The following is a 12,850-nucleotide window of genomic DNA, read 5'->3' on the forward strand; positions in this document are numbered from 1 at the left end:
ATCCGCGATATGGGGGACGACCAGCGATGACGCAACCACCGCCGCCGGGTGGCTGGCCGCCGCCACGACCGGTTGGGCCGCCGCCGATGCCCGCGCCGCTGCACCACCAACAGCCCCAGCAGCCCCAGCAGTGGCCCGCCCAGCAGCCCCCGCCCGGCCCGCCGTCCTGGCCCGGTCAACCGCCCGTGATGCCGCCGCCGATGGCCGCGCCGCAGCAGCACCCGATGTCCCCGCAGCAGCACCCGGCGGGCCCGCCGCAACTGCCGCCGATGGCCCCGCCCCAGCCGCCGCCCGCCGCCTGGGGTCCGCCGCCCGGACCGCCCCCGGGCTGGGGCCCGGCGCCCATGCCGTACCCGCCGCTGCCCCGGCAGAAGAGCAAGGGCCCGCTGGTGGCCGTGCTGGTCGTCGGCTTCCTCGTGCTGAGCGTGGCGGCGATCGGCATCATCGCCGCGAACCGCGGCTCCAAGAGCACGAGCGACTCGGCCAACGCCGGGTACGACAGCTACACCTACACGCCCGAACCCACCACCACGACCACCACGACGACGTCCGAGACGGAGACCAGCAGCAGGCGGTCCGCGTCGACCAGCACGCCGAAGGCCGGCCCGAAGGCCGTCATCGCGCTGGGCGACAACCCGATCCACGCCGCCGGCCTCGGCGCGTTCAACATCGACGGCTGCGCCCTGCCGGCGATGGACTACTCGCCCGCGGGCCAGGACCGGTTCCTCCGGGCCTCGCTGCCGTGCATCGAGTCGATGTGGAAACCGTCGTTCGAGCGCGCGAACCTGCCCTACCAGCCGGTGGAGCTGGTCATGGTGACGTCCCAGATCACCAACACGTGTGGCTCCATGGGCCCCGACCGCACGGCCATGTACTGCGACGGCACCATCTACTGGACGCCGAACCACTACGCGAACGAACAGGGTTCGGCGAACCCCAACCACCCGGGCAAGTACCTGGGGCAGCTCGCGCACGAGTACGGCCACCACATCCAGTGGCTGTCCGGCATCCTGCGGGCGTCCAGCCAGGCGCAGTACGAGAAGGGCGGCTGGGACACCCCCGAGGGGCTCGACCTGAACCGCCGCAAGGAGCTGCAGGCCACCTGCTTCGGCGGGATGACGCTCGCGCCCCTGTCGCACGGCGCGGTGCCCGGCGACGTCATCTCGGTGGCCCTGACGGACGCCGGGAACCGGGGCGACTACCCGATCTACCCCAACCGGGACCACGGCGCGCCCGAGAAGAACGCCGCCTGGGTCAACCACGGGTTCAAAAACAACGAGACCAGCGCGTGCAACACTTGGGTGGCGAGCGCGGCGGACGTCAGCTGACCCGACTGGAGGACCGTGCACACGCCCGAGGAGCCCAAGAACAACCCGATCGTCCTCATCGGCGTGTTCTCGTTGATCGTGTTGTGCGTGCTGGGCCTCGGCGGCATCACGCAGCTGGAGACGTCCCGCCGGATCCACGGCCGGGCGGTGGCCGCGCCGGGCGCGACGGTCGCCCAGTCCACCGAGACGGAGCCCCCGCGGCCGCGCGCCGTGCACCGGCTGGCCGACCACCCGCTGCTCACGGAGTCGGTGCGGCTGCCCGCGGTGGCGTGCGCGTTGCCGGGGTTCGGGGTGTCGGACGCGCAGCTGTCGGCGTACTACAAGGCGGGCGTGGTGTGCCTGGACCAGGCGTGGCGGCCCGTGCTGGAGCAGGCGAACCTGCCGTTCGACCCGCCCGCGCTGGACACGTCGCCGGACCTGACCGAGGGACCGTGCGGCTCGGCGCCCGCGGAGAGTGAAGCGGTCGCGTACTACTGCGGGCGCAACAGGACCATCTACATGCCCACGCGGCGGCTGCGCGACAACGGCGGCGGAGAGCGCGCCGGATCGCACCTGGCGACGTTGGCGCACGAGTACGGGCACCACGTGCAGGCGTTGACGGGGATGCTGCGCGCGGCGGACGGCAAGATCGTCGACGCGGGCGAGGAGACGCCGGCGGGGCTGGAGATGTCGCGGCGGATCGAGCTTCAGGCCAACTGCTTCGCCGGGATGTTCCTGGTGGCGGCGTCCGGGTCGATCGGGTCCGGGTTGGCGCAGGAGGCGGCGGACGACTTCCAGTACGCCGTGGAGGAGCCGCCGGAGAAGAACGCCCACGGCAGCCCGGACAACCAGTCGGAGTGGGCGTCGCAGGGCTTCACGACCGGCGTGACGTCGTCGTGCAACACCTATGCGGCGCCGGCGGCGGCCGTCGCCTGAGAACGCCTGGTCAGCAGGTAGGCGTAGAGGCCGCCGGCCAGGCCGCTCAGGCACAGCAGCAACGTGGTGAGCCGGACGTCGAACGGCATGCCCTCGGGCGTGCTGGCGGCGGCTTGCACGGTGAACTCCCCCTCGGTGTCCGCGGGGACGACCACTTCCACCACCTCGTCCTGCTGATGCCCGCAGCCGTCGAGCTTGGCGGTGTGCGTCCGGTCACCGATCGTCAGTTCGACCCGGTCGTACGCCTCCGCGTCGCCGCAGGAAGCCGGTGCGACGACCGTGGCCGGGGCCTTCTGGACCTGTGCGGACGTGCGCGGCCACCACAACGCGACCGCTGCCGCGACGGCCACCAGGCCCACGACCAGCAGCACCAGCGCCCACCTGACCGGGCTTCGCGGAACCGCCACAGCGTGGATGGTCGCAGACGGAGCGGGCGGTTGTCGTGCGGGCCGGCGGCCTCGCCGGCCGCCGAAACATCACCTGATCGTGATCTTGCCCACCCTCGAACTCCTGTTCGACACTAGACCCGTGCCTCCCACCACGAAACTCACCGAACCGGCCCGCCCCCGAGCCCGCCGCCGGATGCCGCACCGCGCCGCCCGCCGGGATCTCCACCCCTGGATCCGCCCACCGCGCCGGAGAGGTCCGGGATCCGGCCGACCCCCTCGAACACCGCCACCTTCACCACCCCCGGCCGCTCGAAGACAGCTCCCGATCCGCACCGCCGGCCACGGTCGGTGACACGAGCCGACTCCGGGCGCACCGACGACCGCCACCGCCAAGCCCGTCCCGCCCTCACGGCCTGACCCGACAACACCTGCGACCTCATCCGAGGTCATCCCCCGTCGCGACCACACCGCCCACCGGTGACGACGGGTGAGTGCGGCGATGCCCGGGCAGGCGCTGACGGGTAACCGTCACTCGTCCGGCCCCGTCCCGGCCTCACCACCCGACTCGACAACACCCAGGACCTCGCCCGAGGGTCATCACCCGCCGCAACCAGCCGCCCGCAGGCGGCGACGGGTGGGTGCGGCGATGGTCGGGCAGGTGCGCTGACGAATGACCGTCACTGTCCCGGGCTTATCCCGCCCTCACCGCCTGACCCGACAACACCCGCGACCTCCCCCAAGGTCATCGCCCCTCGCGACCAACCGCCCACAAGTGACGACAGGTGGTGCGGCGATGCCCAGGCAGGCCCTGACGGGTGACCGCCACTTGTCCGGCCTCGTCACGGCCTTGCGGCCGTGCTGGGCGACGCGACGCAGAATAAGGAGGTGTCGACTGCTGCCAGGGTGCTGGTGATCGAGGACGCGGAGGCGATCGGCGCCGCGGTGAGTTCCGCCTTGCGGGACGCGGGTTACCAGGTGCAGGTCCGGCCGGACGGTCGTGACCTGGAGGGCGACCTGGTCCGGTTCCGGCCGGACCTGGTGGTGCTCGACGTGATGCTGCCCGGCCGGGACGGCTTCATGCTCCTGGAAGTCATCCGGCGGACGTGCGGGGCCGGGGTGGTGATGCTGACCGCCCGGGACGGGGTGTCCGACCGGCTGCGCGGGCTCGACCAGGGCGCGGACGACTACGTGGTCAAGCCGTTCGTGCTGGCCGAGCTGGTCGCCCGGGTGAGCGCGGTGCTGCGGCGGCTGGGTCGGACGCCGTCGACCGTGCAGATCGGCGACCTGGTGGTGGACGCCGACTCGGCGGTCGTGCTGCGGGGTGACGCGCCGGTCGAGTTGACCGCCACCGAACTGCGCCTGCTGCGGTACCTGGCCGCGCAGCGCGGGCGGGTGGTGGGCAAGACGCAGATCCTCACTGCGGTGTGGGGCTACGAGGACTACGACCCGAACCTGGTCGAGGTCCACGTCAGCGCCCTGCGCCGCAAACTGGAGGAGCACGGGCCGCGGTTGCTGCACACCGTGCGCGGGCTGGGCTACGTGCTCAGAGCGGACGAGACGTGAGCCTGCGGACCGTCTCGCTGCGCCGACGGGTGACGCTGTCCGCGATCGGGGTGCTCGGCGTCGTGCTGATCGGCGTCGTGCTGCTGGTGGACGCGCTGTTCGCGGCGCAGTCCAAGCGGGACGTCGACACCGCGCTGCTGGAGAAGGCGCGGGTGGCGCAGCAGCTGGTCAAGCAGCGGGTGCGCGGGGCGGAACTGGCGAACCGGCTCGAAGGCCGGGGCGTGGAGGTCTGGCTGGTCATGCCGGACGGGACGGGGTTCGGGAACAAGCCGGACGAGGAGGTGGCGAACGAAGTCAGCCGGCAGTTGATCGACGGGTCGAAGATCACGGTGTACGCGGAGACCGCGGTGATCACGGCGGCGCAGACCAGGCTGCGGCGGTTGCTGCTGCTGGCCGGGATCGGCGCGCTGGCCGTGACGATCGGGGCGATGCTGCTGGTGGTCCGGCGGGCGTTGGCGCCGTTGGACGCGATGACCACGCTGGCCCGGTCGATCGCGCGCGGCAACCGCGGGTACCGGCTCAACCCGTCGCGGGCGGACAACGAACTCGGTCGGACGGCCGCCGCGTTCGACGACATGCTGGACTCGTTGGAGGGATCGGAGGAGCGGACGAAACGGTTCGTGGCCGACGCGGCGCACGAGCTGAGGACACCCATCGCGGGCGTGCAGGCGGTCGCGGAAGCGCTGATGCAGACCGCCAGTGCCGAGGAGCGGGAGCGGCTGAACCTGCTGCTGGTGCGCGAGTCGCGGCGGGCCGGGCGGCTGGTCGACGACCTGCTGGCGCTGGCACGCATCGAAGCCGGTCTCGAACTGCACCGGGAACGGGTCGACCTGCTCGCGCTGGCCGAGGCCGAGGTGGCGCGGACGCGGTTGCTCGCGCCGGACTTCGACATCGTCGCGGAGGGCGAGCCGGCGTTCGTCTCAGGCGACCCGCAGCGGTTGGCCCAGGTGTTGGCGAACCTGGCCGACAACGCCCGCCAGGCCACCGGCCCGTCGGGCAGGGTGCGGCTGCGCGTGTCCAGGGTGGGCAGCTTCGCCCTGCTGGTCGTGACCGACAACGGTCCGGGCGTGCCGCCGGAGGACAGGGAACGCATCTTCGACCGGCTGGTGCGCCTGGACGAGGCCAGGGACCAGCGCTCCGGCGGCTCGGGCCTGGGACTCCCGATCGCCCGCGGTATCGCGCGCGCCCACGGCGGCGAGCTGTCCTGCATCGACCCCGACCAAGCCGCCACCGCCACCGCCACACCGGACATGGACCTGGCACCGCCCGCTCCAGTCGCCGGTCCGGAGGCTGAGGCTGAGGCGGAGAAGCAGGGGCAGGGCGGCGTGCCACCCACCGCAGCCGCCGCTCCGCAGGTCGGCGGGCCGCCTGGGGCGGGCGCTGGTCGGCAGGGCGGGGAGCTGGGCGAGGTGGGTGGAGGCGGTCGGAGGGGTGATTCGGTCGGGGCCGCGTTCGAGGTGCGGATTCCGTTGGCCGAATGACGCCCACCCGGCGTCGGTGGCGGGTGGGCCGAAGTCCGGTGCCGGGTGGGCGGTCGGGGTGGAGTGGTCAGGCTTCGCGGGGTGGGGTGACCTTCTTGATGTAGAGGAGGCGGTCGCCCGCTTCGACGGCGTCGGCTTCCGGGGCGTCCACCCGGTAGAGGGTGCCGTCGCGCACCACGCCCAGCACGATGTCCGGCAGGTGGCGAGGCGACCCGCCGATCTCCGACGGCTCCACGTCCCGCTCGGCGATGGCCAGGCCCGCGTCCGGGGTCAGCAGGTCCTCCACCATGTCGACCACGGACGGGGTGGCGGTGGCCATCCCGAGGAGCCTGCCCGCCGTCTCGCTGGAGACCACCACCGAGTCCGCGCCGGACTGGCGCAGCAGGTGTTCGTTCTCCCGCTCCCGCACCGAAGCGACGATCTGCGCCTTCGGCGCCAGCTCGCGGGCGGTGAGGGTGACCAGGACGGCGGTGTCGTCGCGGTTCGCGGCGACGACCACGGCACGGGCGCGGGCGACGCCGGCCACGCGCAGGACGTCGTTGCTGGTGCCGGAGCCGTGGACGGTGACCAGGCCGATGGCGGACGCGGCGTCCAAGGCCTCCTGGGTGGTGTCGACCACGACGATCGAGCCCGGCTCGGCGCCGTCGCCCAGCAGGGCGCTCACGGCGGACCGGCCCTTCGTGCCGTACCCGATGACGACGACGTGGTCCCGCACCTTGATCCTCCACTTCTGGATGCGCAGCGCCTGCCGCGAACGCTCGGTGAGCACTTCGAGGGTCGTGCCGACCAGGACGATCAGGAAGAGCACTCGCAGGGGGGTGATCACCAGGACGTTGACCAGCCGCGCCGACGAACTGGCCGGGGCGATGTCTCCGTACCCGGTGGTCGACAGCGACACGGTCGCGTAGTACACCGCGTCCAGAAGGGACAGGCCGTCCCCGTTGACGTCACGGTAGCCGTCGCGGTCGATGTAGACGATCAGCACGGCCGCCGCGAGCGCGCCCAGAGCACCGACCACCCGCTTCAGGATCGCGCGGACCGGGCTCTGCACCGTGTCCGGCATCCTGACCACGCCGACGAGCGAGTGGCCGGGCCGTTCGGCCAGCGGCTCGCCCGGGTTGATGCGGCGGATCATGACAGCCTCTCCGGGAGTAGCCGCCACAACCGGGCGGCGGCCTCGGCGCCGCGGAGCAGCAGCGGCACGACGACGCGCTCGTTGGGCGCGTGGATCCGATCATCCGGCAACGTCGCGCCGAGGTACACGACCGGCACACCGAGCCACTCGTGCAGCAACGCCGCCGGACCGGAGCCACCTGTCCGGCTGAACCGCACGGGCTGGTCGAACGCGGCCTGCACGGCGTCGCGCACCGCCTCCACGGCCGGGTGGGAGACGTCCACCGCGTAGGGCGGCACGCCGTCACCGCGCGCGATCACCTCGGCGTGCAGCCCGGCCGGGGTGTGCCGGGCCACGAACTCGCGCAGCGCGTCCGCCACCCGTTCCGGCCGCTGGTCGGGCACGAGCCGGAACGACAGCTTCACCGACGCCCGCGCGGGCACGATCGTCTTCAGCCCCGGCCCGGTGTAGCCGCCCTCGATGCCGTTGACCTCCGCCGTGGGCCGCACCCAGACCCGTTCGAGGGTCGACCAGCCGGGTTCGCCGGCCAGGCCTCGGGCTCCGCCGGCGTTCGCCAGCCACTCCGCCTCGTCGAACGGCAACGCCGCGTAGTCGGCGCGTTCGGCGGCGGTGGGTTCGGTCACATCGGCGTAGAAGTCGCGCAGCTGGACGCGCCCGTCCTCGTCGTGCAGCGCCGCGACGAGCCGCGCGATCGCCGTCGCCGGGTTCGGCACGCTGCCGCCGGCCCGCCCGGAGTGCACGTCGGACCTCCCGCCGGTGAACACGACCTCCGCCCCGTACACCCCCCGCTGACCGGTGCACACGGTCGGCGCGTCACGCCCGTACAGCGGGGTGTCGGTGAACACCACGAGGTCGCACGCGAGGTCGTCGCGGTGCTCGTCGAGCAGCCGGGTGAGGTGCGGCGAGCCGGACTCCTCCTCGCCCTCCACGAACAGCTTCACCGTCACCGAGGGCTGTGCCGCGCCGGTCGCCGCGAGGTGCGCCCGCACGCCGAGCAGGTGCATCGCGACCTGGCCCTTGTCGTCGCTGGCGCCACGCCCGACCAGCTCCTCGCCGATCACCGTCGCCTCGAACGGGGGGTGGTGCCACTGCTCGACCGGGTCGACCGGCTGCACGTCGTGGTGGCCGTAGACGAGCACGGTCGGCGCTTCGGGATCGGCGGCGGGCCGGCAGGCGTACACGGCGGGCAGTGCCGGTCCCTCGTCCCAGACCCGCACGTCGGGCCACCCGTCGCGGCGCAGCGCGTCGGCCAGCCAGTGCGCGGAAGCGGCCACGTCGCCGTGGTGGGCCGGGTCGGCGCCGATCGACGGGATGGCCAGCCACTCGCGCAGGCCGATGAGGAAGTCGTCGGCGAACGCGGCGACGGCCGCCCGCTCGGGCTGTCCGGGATTTTCGGGATCACCGCTCACGGTGGGGGAGGATAACCCCGGAGGAACCCTGGGAGCGCCGTTCGCCGGACGACGTGACAGGGTGACCCCATGGAACCCACTCGTTCCCGTTCCCGGTCGGCGCTCGCGCTGGCCGGGCTGCTCGGCGTCGCGGGTGTCACGCACTTCGCCAAGCCGAAGCCCTACGACGCGATCGTGCCGCGCGCGCTGCCCGGCAAGCCCCGGACCTGGACGTACCTGTCCGGGGTCGCCGAGTTGGCGCTGGCGGCGACGGTGGCCGTGCCGCGCACGCGGGGTGTCGGCGGGAAGTTGGCGGCCGGATTCTTCGCGGCGGTGTTCCCGGCCAACGTCAAGATGGCCTACGACCTGCGGGCGAAGTCACCCAGGGTGAAGGCCGTCGCGTACGGGCGGTTGCCGTTGCAGGTGCCGCTGATCCTGTGGGCCTTGCGCGTGGGACGCTCAACTCCCTGATCACTCTCGGCACTGGGTTCGACACCCAGCGCGGCCGAGGGTCTGTCATTGAAACCGCAACCAGTCCTAGGATGCCCGAGTGCAACCGCTCCTCCACCCGGCCGCGTCGGCGTTGGGTTGGCGCGGCATCGTCGTGCCCGACGTCGCCGTGCTGGGTCACCAGGTGTCGGCCGTCGTGCGGGTTCGTGCCGATGTGCACGAGTGGCGCAGCGCGAACGGCTGGCCGCCGCAGGCCGACCCCTCGTGGTTCCGCTCGTGGTTCGAGCCGTCGGCGCACGACCGGCTGCCCGTGCCGGCCGTCGAGCTGGTCGGTGTGCTGGTGGGTGAGTCCACGGTGGACCGCGCGTTGCAGTCGTGCGGGACGTTGATGACGCTCGCGCCCTGCTCGGTGGTGCTCCCGGCGCCGCTGGGCAAGCAGGCGTGGCCGCTGATCGAACTGGACTACTACGGCATCGGCGTGGTCGCGGTGGACGCCTCGGGCGCGGCCGAGCTGCTGGTGCCGCCGGAGGACCGGTCGACGGAGTTCGGGCCGTCGCTGTTCGGGCGGTGGCTGCTGGAAGTGCTCTACGACCGGGTGTTGAAGGAAGTGCCCGCGCACGCGCGGGTGAACACCTAGGCCGGGATCGAGCGGATCAGCTCGCGCAGGCCGTCGGCGTCCAGCAGGTCGGCGGGGCGCAGCGTGTGGTCCTGGCGGACGTAGTGGAACGCCGCCCGCACCTTCTCCACGGGCGTGCCGGTCAACGCCGCCCACGCCAGCCGGTAGGCCGCGAGCTGCACCGACAGCGCCGGCAGGCGGTCGGGTTCCGGCACCGCGCCGGTCTTCCAGTCGACCACGGTCCAGCCGCCGTCGTCGTCGGCGAACACCGCGTCCATCCGGCCGCGCACGGACAGGCCGTCGATCTCCGCCTCGAACGGCACCTCGACGTCGTGCGGCACGCGGTCGGCCCACGAGCTCGCCAGGAAAGCGTCCTGCAGGCGGGTGAGGTCGGTGTCCGGCGCCGCGCCGTCGTCGGCCGCGCCGGGCAGCTCGTCCAGGTCGAACAGGCGGCTCGCGCCGAACCGCTGTTCCAGCCAGGTGTGGAACGCGGTGCCGCGGCGGGCCAGCGGGTTGGGCGGGAACGGCAGGGGACGGCGCAGCCGGCGGGCGAGCAGGTCCGGGTCGGCGGCGAGCTCGACGAGCTGGCTGACCGACAGGTGGTCGGGCAGGACGACCCGTTCCCGGCGGTCGGCCGCGGCGGCGCGTTCGGCGAGGAGCACGTCGACGTCGCGGGCCCAGCCCTCCGGGTCGTCGTCGTCGAAGACCTCGGAGTTTTCGGGGCTTTCGACTTCTTCGGACGTTCCGGGGGCGTCGGGTGGCGGCGGGACCGCGGAGTCCGGCTCGTGGTCCGGCCCGAACTCCGGCTCCGCACCCGGTTCGAAGTCCGCCTCGAAATCCGGCTCGAAGTCCGGCTCGTGGTCCGGGGGTTCGGGCAGGTCCAGCGGGTCGGGGGGCAGGTCGTCGGCCGGGGGCTCGGGGGGCAGGTCGAGGTCGGCCGCGGACGGTTCGGCGGGTGGGGCGGGAGGGGCGGAGAGGTGGCGGTCCAGCGCGGTCAGGACCAGCTCGGCTCCCCCGGCCACGGCGGCACGGCGCTTGCCCAGCGGGTCGGTCGGCCACTGGGCCGTCTTCGTCTGCGACGCGAGCGGGTTGGGTTCGTCGTCGGCCGGCCGGGCCGCCCAGTGGGAGATGTCGGCGGGCGGGTGGTCGGCGGCCAGCACCGCCTCCCGGATCTCGGTCAGGAACGCCGACGGCCCCTTCGGCTTGTCGCCGGTCTCGCCCCACCAGTGCCCCGACACCAGCAGGCTGTGCTCGGACCTGGTCAGCGCCACGTACAGCAGCCGCCGCTCCTCCACCAGCCGCCTGGCGTCGAAGTCGTCCTCGTGCCCGGCGAGCGCCTCCTCCACCTCCTTGCGGTTGGCGTCGGGCGCGATGCGCAGCTTCGGCAGGTCCTCGGCGTCACCGCGCAGCTCGGCGGGCAGCTCCGCCACCGAGCGCAGCCAGCTCGACGACTTCTTCCGGCCCGGGAACACGTCCTTCACCACGTGCGGCACGGCGACGATGTGCCACTCCAGGCCCTTCGCCGAGTGCATGGTCAGCACCTGCACCCGGTTCTCGGCCACCTCCACCTCGCCGGGTTCCAGCCCGTCCTCGGCCTGTTCGGCGGTGTAGAGGTAGTCCAGCAGCGCGGGCAGGGTGGCCGAGGGGCTGGCGGCGGCGAAGTCGTTGACCACGTCGGCGAACGCGTCCAGGTGCGCCCGACCGACACCGCCCGGTCGGGCCATCGCCTCGATGTCCAGCAGCAGGGTGCGCTCGACGTCCGCGACCAGCTCGGGCAGCGGCTGGACCAGGCGGCGGCGCAACGACGACAGCTCCGCGCCCAACCGCCGGATGCGCCGGTAGCCCTCGGCGGAGTAGGCGGTCGGGTCGCCCGGGTCGTCCAGGGCGTCCGCGAGACCGGCCTGTTCGGCGTGCTCGCCGGGCAGCGCGTCGGCGATCACGGCCAGCGGGTCGGCCGCCACGGACTGCCTGCTCGGCGCGCCCGCCAGGTCACGTGCCCGCGTCCACAGCGCCGCCAGGTCGTAGGCGGCGACCCGCCAGCGCGAACCGGTGAGCAGCCGGGCGGCGGCGGTGCCCGCCAGGGGGTCGACCAGCACGCGCAGGGCGCTGGTCAGGTCGCGCACCTCCGGCTCGTCCAGCAGCCCGCCCAGGCCGACGACCTCGACCGGCAGGCCGCGTTCCCGCAGCGCCGCGGCGATGTTCGCCATGTCCGAACGGCGGCGCACCAGCACGGCGGCGGTCGGCGGCTCGTCGCTGCCGTCCAGGTGCTGCTCCCACTGCGCGGCGACCGTGTCGGCCACCCAGTCCAGCTCCTGCCGCACGTCGTCGAACAGCCCGATCCGCACGTCGCCCGGCCCGGCGCCGTCACGGGCCCGCAGCTCGTCCACGTCCAGGCCCGTGGCGCGCAGCGGCGCGGACACCGCGTTGGCCAGCGCCAGCACCTCCGGCGGGTTGCGGAAGCTGGTGAGCAGGCCGTACTTCTTCGCGGGCGGGAAGTCGTGCACGAACCGGGGCAGGTTCGCCGCCGACGCGCCGCGCCAGCCGTAGATGGCCTGCGCCGGGTCGCCCACGGACGTCACGGGCATCGGCTCGCCCCGCCCGAACAACGACCGCAGCAGCACGCGCTGGGCGTGGCCGGTGTCCTGGTACTCGTCGAGCAGCACGGCCCCGTATCGCTCCCGCTCGCCGCGCACGACCTCCGGGTGCTCCGACGCGAGCCGGGCGGCCAGCGACATCTGGTCGGCGAAGTCCATCGCCGCCTCACGCCGCTTGCGCGCCTGGTAGGCCTCCAGCAGCGGGATCAGGTTGACCCGCAACCGCTGGGCGTTCACCACGGCCTTCAGCGACTCCGGCAGGCCGTCGCGCTGCCGGGCGGTCTTGGGCGCGTTCTCGATCACCGCGCACAGCCGCTCGGCGTGCCGCCACAGCGTGACCGGGTCGACCAGGTGCTCGCCCAGCTCGCCGGCCAGCGCGAGCAGGTAGCCGGTGACGGTCGCGGGGACCTTGTCGGTGTCGAGGTCGTCGTTCCAGGTCGACACGACGCGGTGCGCGAGCTGCCACGCCGCCGTCTCGGTGAGCAGCCGCACGCCCGGCTCCACGGGCAGCCGCAGGCCGTGCTCGCCGACGAGCCTGCCCGCGTACGCGTGGTAGGTCAGGATGACCGGCTCGGTGGTCAGCACCGCGGCCCGGCGTTCGCCGGTGGGGTCGAGCCGGTCGAGCAGGGTGGAGCCGCCGAGCCGGCGCAGCCGCAGCCGGACCCGGTCGGACAGCTGGCGCGCGGCCTTGCGGGTGAACGTCAGGCCGAGGACCCGGTCGGGCGTGACGAAGCCGTTGGCGACGAGGTAGACCACGCGGGCGGCCATCGTCTCGGTCTTGCCCGCCCCGGCGCCGGCCACGACCAGCGCGGGCGCGGTGGGCGCGGCGACGACGGCGGCCTGCTCGGGCGTCGGCTTGGGCAGGCCGAGCGCCTCGGCGACCTCGAACGGGCCGGCGAGCGCCACCGGCTCACCCGCCACCCGTTCGACCCCGTTCGGCACGACCACGTCCCGCATTCTCCGTGGTCGGGTCCGGCCGGCTTCGGCGACC

10 protein-coding genes are annotated in these 12,850 nt (G+C 73.5%); 6 read left to right on the forward strand and 4 right to left on the reverse strand.

The genetic code is table 11. From position 1 onward, the window contains the following. Positions 1-86: 86 nt before the first annotated feature. Positions 87-1,328, forward strand: coding sequence for a neutral zinc metallopeptidase (locus tag EDD40_RS18275; RefSeq protein WP_281277797.1), 1,242 nt, complete (start codon positions 87-89; stop codon positions 1,326-1,328). 15 nt (positions 1,329-1,343) lie between these two features. After that, a complete protein-coding gene (locus tag EDD40_RS18280) occupies positions 1,344-2,243 on the forward strand; it encodes a neutral zinc metallopeptidase (RefSeq protein WP_123743988.1) in 900 nt (299 codons plus the stop codon). Here the strand turns inward: EDD40_RS18280 and EDD40_RS18285 are convergent. After that, positions 2,213-2,650, reverse strand: a complete 438-nt coding sequence (locus EDD40_RS18285) for a hypothetical protein (protein ID WP_148088836.1) — start codon at positions 2,648-2,650, stop codon at positions 2,213-2,215. The genes EDD40_RS18280 and EDD40_RS18285 overlap by 31 nt on opposite strands. 867 nt (positions 2,651-3,517) lie before the next feature. Here EDD40_RS18285 and EDD40_RS18290 point away from each other — a divergent pair. Both EDD40_RS18290 and EDD40_RS18295 read left to right on the forward strand, forming a co-directional pair. Continuing rightward, complete coding sequence (locus tag EDD40_RS18290; protein ID WP_123743990.1) at positions 3,518-4,195, forward strand: response regulator transcription factor; 678 nt, start codon at positions 3,518-3,520, stop codon at positions 4,193-4,195. Then, positions 4,192-5,676 (forward strand): sensor histidine kinase, encoded by a 1,485-nt coding sequence (locus tag EDD40_RS18295; protein ID WP_246037722.1) that lies wholly within the window; start codon positions 4,192-4,194, stop codon positions 5,674-5,676. The genes EDD40_RS18290 and EDD40_RS18295 overlap by 4 nt, the downstream gene beginning before the upstream one ends. Before the next feature lie 67 nt (positions 5,677-5,743). Here EDD40_RS18295 and EDD40_RS18300 read toward each other — a convergent pair whose 3' ends face one another. Next, complete coding sequence (locus EDD40_RS18300) at positions 5,744-6,811, reverse strand: potassium channel family protein (RefSeq protein WP_123743991.1); 1,068 nt, start codon at positions 6,809-6,811, stop codon at positions 5,744-5,746. Then, positions 6,808-8,220: a M20/M25/M40 family metallo-hydrolase gene (locus tag EDD40_RS18305; RefSeq protein WP_123743992.1), complete on the reverse strand. Its 1,413-nt coding sequence runs from the start codon at positions 8,218-8,220 to the stop codon at positions 6,808-6,810. The genes EDD40_RS18300 and EDD40_RS18305 overlap by 4 nt, the downstream gene beginning before the upstream one ends. Before the next feature lie 69 nt (positions 8,221-8,289). Here EDD40_RS18305 and EDD40_RS18310 point away from each other — a divergent pair, with 69 nt between their 5' ends. Together EDD40_RS18310 and EDD40_RS18315 are read left to right on the forward strand one after the other, a co-directional pair. Continuing rightward, positions 8,290-8,670 (forward strand): DoxX family protein, encoded by a 381-nt coding sequence (locus EDD40_RS18310; protein WP_123743993.1) that lies wholly within the window; start codon positions 8,290-8,292, stop codon positions 8,668-8,670. 79 nt (positions 8,671-8,749) lie between these two features. Further along, entirely contained in the window at positions 8,750-9,286 is a 537-nt protein-coding gene (locus EDD40_RS18315; protein WP_123743994.1) for a hypothetical protein, read from the forward strand. On the opposite strand, the gene EDD40_RS18320 is transcribed toward EDD40_RS18315, so the two are convergent. Further along, on the reverse strand, positions 9,283-12,816 hold the full coding sequence (locus EDD40_RS18320) for an ATP-dependent helicase (protein WP_123743995.1): 3,534 nt from the start codon (positions 12,814-12,816) through the stop codon (positions 9,283-9,285). The two genes, EDD40_RS18315 and EDD40_RS18320, sit on opposite strands and share 4 nt — an antisense overlap. Between the last annotated feature and the right edge of the window lie 34 nt (positions 12,817-12,850).

Origin of the sequence: Saccharothrix texasensis (assembly GCF_003752005.1) — a bacterium.
Taxonomy (GTDB): Bacteria; Actinomycetota; Actinomycetes; order Mycobacteriales; family Pseudonocardiaceae; genus Actinosynnema; species Actinosynnema texasense.